3 protein-coding genes are annotated in these 3,099 nt (G+C 71.3%); all 3 read right to left on the reverse strand.

Annotation, left to right across the window (positions count from 1 at the left end; genetic code table 11):
- The coding region (locus I53_RS24600) for an aldo/keto reductase (RefSeq protein WP_043355669.1) at window positions 1-754 on the reverse strand (754 nt) is incomplete at its 3' end.
- Window positions 755-812: 58 nt separating this feature from the next.
- Window positions 813-1,802 carry a MaoC/PaaZ C-terminal domain-containing protein gene (locus I53_RS24605; protein WP_043355671.1) on the reverse strand — a complete coding sequence of 330 codons (990 nt, stop codon included), beginning with the start codon at window positions 1,800-1,802 and terminating at the stop codon, window positions 813-815.
- A 169-nt stretch (window positions 1,803-1,971) separates the two neighbouring features.
- Window positions 1,972-3,069 (reverse strand): redox-regulated ATPase YchF, encoded by a 1,098-nt coding sequence (gene ychF, locus I53_RS24610; RefSeq protein ID WP_043355673.1) that lies wholly within the window; start codon window positions 3,067-3,069, stop codon window positions 1,972-1,974.
- Between the last annotated feature and the right edge of the window lie 30 nt (window positions 3,070-3,099).

The following is a 3,099-nucleotide window of genomic DNA, read 5'->3' on the forward strand; positions in this document are numbered from 1 at the left end:
AGGCGTCGGCCCGGGGGCGGTCGACCGGCGGGAAGTCGAAGCTCGCGCGCCGGCCCTCCCCCGCGCCGCCGGCATACTTGCCGCTGAGCAGGCCGCCGGCCAGCGGGCTCCAGACCAGGAGGCCGAGCCCCTCCGAGCGCAGCATCGGGACGATCTCCCGCTCCAGGTCGCGACCCGCGATGGAGTAATAGGCCTGCAGGGTCTCGAAGCGGGCGAGCCCGGCCCGCGCGCTGATCCCCAGCGCCTTCACGATCTGCCACGCCGCCCAGTTCGAGACGCCGACGTAGCGGACGTGGCCGTGCTGGACGAGGATGTCGAGGGCGCGCACCTGCTCCTCGATCGGCGTCGCCGGGTCGAAGCCGTGGACCTGATAGAGGTCGATGTGGTCGAGCTGGAGCCGCTTGAGGCTCGCCTTGCAGGCGTCGATCAGGTGCAGGCGCGAGGCGCCCTTGGCGTTCGCGCCCGACCCCATCGGCCCGTAGCCCTTGGTGGCGACGACGACGCTGTCGCGTGGGACCTTGAGGTCGCGCAGGGCCTGGCCGGTGATCTGCTCCGAGAGCCCCTCCGCGTAGACGTCGGCCGTGTCGATGAAGTTGATCCCGGCCTCGAGCGCCCGTCCGACGAGGCGCCCGGCCTCCGTCTGGTCGAGGGCGCCGATCTGGCGCCACATCCCGGCCCCGCCGCCGAAGGTCATGGTGCCGAGGCAGAGTTCCGAGACGAACAGCCCCGTGCTGCCGAGCTTCTTCTGATACATGCCTGCCTGATCCCGTCCGTGTCTGGGGTGTCAACGCGCGGGAGCGGGCCCGGTGCGCTCAGGGCTCCCAGCGGTGGAAGACCGCGCTGTCGAAGGCGAAGACCGGCTCGCCGCGCTGGTTCACCCCGGTGTTGCGGGCGAAGGCCAGGCCCCAGCCCGGCCGCGAGGCGGAGGCGCGCTTGTCGGTGAGCTTGGCGCTGAACCGGACCGTGTCGCCCGCGTAGACGGGCTTCAGCCAGCGCAGGTTCTTGAACCCGGGGGAGGGGCCCGCCTCCGGGACCGGACCGCGGGTGGCCGTGTAGGCGGCGTCGCGGGCGCGGGTCGTGAGCATCCGGTTCATGTAGGCGGCGGCCGTGTGCCAGCCGGAGGCGCAGAGGCCGCCGAAATGGCTGCGCTTGGCCGCCGCGTGGTCGAGGTGGAAGGCCTGCGGATCGTAGGCCTCGGCGAACGCGATGATCGCCTCGGCGGTGAACGGATAGGCGCCCAGCTCCCGCACGGCGCCGATCTCGGCATCCCGCAGGAAGGGCAGGATCTCGGCATCCTCCGGCTCGGCGACCGGTCCCGGCACGCCGATCTCCACCGGCCGCGGGGGCAGGGGATCGGTGCCGCGGCGGGCCAGCATGAAGGTGAAGCGCTGGGTCAGCACCGTCTCGCCGCGCGGGTTGCCGAGGGCGACCTCGGCGGTCACGAAACCGAGCCCGGGCTTGGAGGCCGAATCGCGGATTCCCGCGACCCGGAAGGTCAGCGTCAGCGCGTCCCCCGGCAGGACCGGCGCGAGCCAGCGCAGCTCGTCGATCCCCGGCGCGCCGAGCGACGAACCGCCCTTGAACGGTCCCTGCTGGAGCAGCCGCATGCCCAAAGCCGCCGTGTGCCAGCCCGAGCCGATCAGCCGGCCCGCGAAGGTCCCTTCCGCCGCCGCCTCGTCGAGGTGGAAGGGCTGGAAGTCGAAGGCCTGCGCGAAGCCCACGATGGCGTCGCGGGTGACGGTGAGCGGCGCACCGACGATCACGTCGCCGACGGCGAAATCCTCGAGGGCGGGATCGGGCATGGCGGGCTCGTCTGGTTGATCGGTGGGGCGGGCGATCGGGATCGCCGTCTTTGCGAGCGGGAGCGAAGCAATCCAGGAGCGCCACGCTCACCGATGTCGCGCTGCCCTGGATCGCTTCGCTCCGCTCGCCAAGACGCAGCGCCGCCCAGGGCTGAGCGCGACCCGAGCCTCAGTTGGCGAAGCGGAAGTGCAGCACGTCGCCGTCCTGCACCACGTACTCCTTGCCCTCCAGCCGCAGCTTGCCGGCGTCCCGGGCCCCGGATTCGCCGTTGAGCGCCGTGTAGTCCTTGAACGCGATGGTCTCGGCCCGGATGAAGCCCTTCTCGAAATCCGAGTGGATCACCCCGGCCGCCCCGGGGGCACGGGTGCCCTTGGTGATCGTCCAGGCGCGGGCCTCCTTGGGGCCCACCGTGAAGTAGGTGACGAGGCCGAGCAGGTCGTAGCCGGCGCGGATCACCCGGTTGAGGCCGGGCTCGGCGAGCCCCACCGCCTCCAGGAACTCCGCCTGGTCGGCCTCGGGCATCACGGCGATCTCGCTCTCGATCTTGGCCGAGACCACCACCGCCACGGCGCCCTCCGCCTTGGCGCGGGCGAAGACCGCGTCCGAATAGGCGTTGCCCTTGTCGGCGTCGGGCTCATCGACGTTGCAGACGTAGAGGACGGGCTTGGCGGTCATCAGGCCGAGGGATTGGAACAGCTTCTCCTCGTCGGGCTTGCGCTCCACCAGCCGCGCCGGCTTGCCCTCGCGCAGGAGCGGCAGCGCCCGGTTGACGAGGTCGAGGCTCTCCTTGGCCTCCTTGTCGGCCCCCTTGGCCTTCTTCTCCAGGGCGACGGCGCGGCGCTCCAGGCTGTCGAGGTCGGCGAGCATCAGCTCGGTCTCGATCGTCTCGATGTCGGCGGCCGGATCGACCTTGCCCTCCACGTGGGTGACGTCGCCGTCCGTGAAGCAGCGGACCACGTGGGCGATGGCGTCGACCTCGCGGATATTGGCCAGGAACTGGTTGCCCAGGCCCTCGCCCTTGGAGGCGCCGCGCACGAGGCCGGCGATGTCCACGAAGGTCAGGCGCGTCGGGATCTTCTCCTTCGACGAGGCGATGCGGGCGAGGTCATCGAGCCGCGGATCGGGCACCGCCACCTCGCCGACATTCGGCTCGATGGTGCAGAACGGGTAGTTCGCCGCCTGGGCGGCCGCCGTCTGCGTCAGCGCGTTGAAGAGGGTCGACTTGCCGACGTTCGGCAGGCCGACGATGCCGCATTTGAAGCCCATGGGTCAGTTCCGTCGCAGCACGTCGTCGGG

The organism is Methylobacterium sp. B1 (assembly GCF_000333255.1).
Taxonomy (GTDB): domain Bacteria; phylum Pseudomonadota; class Alphaproteobacteria; order Rhizobiales; family Beijerinckiaceae; genus Methylobacterium; species Methylobacterium fujisawaense.

Excerpts from the sequence above, each read along its gene's own strand:
- I53_RS24605 (WP_043355671.1), bottom strand. The coding sequence starts at position 1,802 with ATGCCCGATCCCGCCCTCGAGGATTTCGCCGTCGGCGACGTGATCGTC.
- ychF (WP_043355673.1), bottom strand. The coding sequence starts at position 3,069 with ATGGGCTTCAAATGCGGCATCGTCGGCCTGCCGAACGTCGGCAAGTCG.